Here is a 1033-nt window from a genome sequence, read left to right on the forward strand (position 1 = left end):
TAGGCTTGTAAGGTTCATTACATAGTACAATGCGAAGCTTATCGCACTCCCGTTAAAATTGGGAGAAGCGAGCAGAGCAAGGAAGCGATTGAGCGAGGAAAGGAGCGTACTATCGTACGTGACTGACCAAGCGAATGAAGCTGACGCAGCAATGCGAAGCTTATCGCAATTTTAACTTGGAGGATTAGCTCAGCTGGGAGAGCACCTGCCTTACAAGCAGGGGGTCGGCGGTTCGAACCCGTCATCCTCCACCATATGATTTATTGATTTGCCGGTGTAGCTCAATTGGTAGAGCAACTGACTTGTAATCAGTAGGTTGAGGGTTCAAGTCCTTTCGCCGGCACCACTTTTCGAGCCATTAGCTCAGTTGGTAGAGCATCTGACTTTTAATCAGAGGGTCGCAGGTTCGAATCCTGCATGGCTCACCATTTTAATTTCATGCGCGGGTGTGGTGGAACTGGCAGACACGCTAGACTTAGGATCTAGTGCCGCAAGGCGTGGGGGTTCGACTCCCTTCACCCGCACTTTCAATGCGGAAGTAGTTCAGTGGTAGAATACGACCTTGCCAAGGTCGGGGTCGCGGGTTCGAATCCCGTCTTCCGCTCCAGATTTTGCCGGGGTGGCGGAACTGGCAGACGCACAGGACTTAAAATCCTGCGGTAGGTGACTACCGTACCGGTTCGATTCCGGTTCTCGGCACCAGTTATATCTCAAGTGCGCCCGTAGCTCAATTGGATAGAGCGTCTGACTACGGATCAGAAGGTTATGGGTTCGACTCCTGTCGGGCGCGCCAACAACACATATTCAACAATATATATTTCGGGAAGTAGCTCAGCTTGGTAGAGCACTTGGTTTGGGACCAAGGGGTCGCAGGTTCGAATCCTGTCTTCCCGACCACTTTCTGGGGCCTTAGCTCAGCTGGGAGAGCGCCTGCCTTGCACGCAGGAGGTCAGCGGTTCGATCCCGCTAGGCTCCACTTTATGAACCTTGAAAACTGAACAGCAAAACGTCAACAAATAAAGTCCGGAAGCCG

9 tRNA genes are annotated in these 1033 nt (G+C 52.0%); all 9 read left to right on the top strand.

From position 1 onward, the window contains the following. Nucleotides 1-178: 178 nt before the first annotated feature. Nucleotides 179-254 (top strand) — tRNA-Val (locus tag MKY41_RS20710). Between the two features lie 16 nt (nucleotides 255-270). Further along, nucleotides 271-346 (top strand) — tRNA-Thr (locus tag MKY41_RS20715). Between the two features lie 6 nt (nucleotides 347-352). Then, nucleotides 353-428, top strand: a tRNA-Lys gene (locus tag MKY41_RS20720). 14 nt (nucleotides 429-442) lie between these two features. Next, nucleotides 443-524: transfer RNA gene (locus MKY41_RS20725), tRNA-Leu, on the top strand. A gap of 8 nt (nucleotides 525-532) precedes the next feature. Further along, a tRNA-Gly gene (locus MKY41_RS20730) sits at nucleotides 533-607 on the top strand. 6 nt (nucleotides 608-613) lie between these two features. Then, a tRNA-Leu gene (locus tag MKY41_RS20735) sits at nucleotides 614-702 on the top strand. A gap of 14 nt (nucleotides 703-716) precedes the next feature. Next, nucleotides 717-793 (top strand) — tRNA-Arg (locus MKY41_RS20740). Nucleotides 794-820: 27 nt separating this feature from the next. Further along, a tRNA-Pro gene (locus tag MKY41_RS20745) sits at nucleotides 821-897 on the top strand. Nucleotides 898-903: 6 nt separating this feature from the next. Further along, nucleotides 904-976, top strand: a tRNA-Ala gene (locus MKY41_RS20750). Nucleotides 977-1033 lie beyond the last annotated feature (57 nt).

The sequence above is a fragment of the Sporosarcina sp. FSL W7-1349 genome, assembly GCF_038003045.1.
Taxonomy (GTDB): domain Bacteria; phylum Bacillota; class Bacilli; order Bacillales_A; family Planococcaceae; genus Sporosarcina.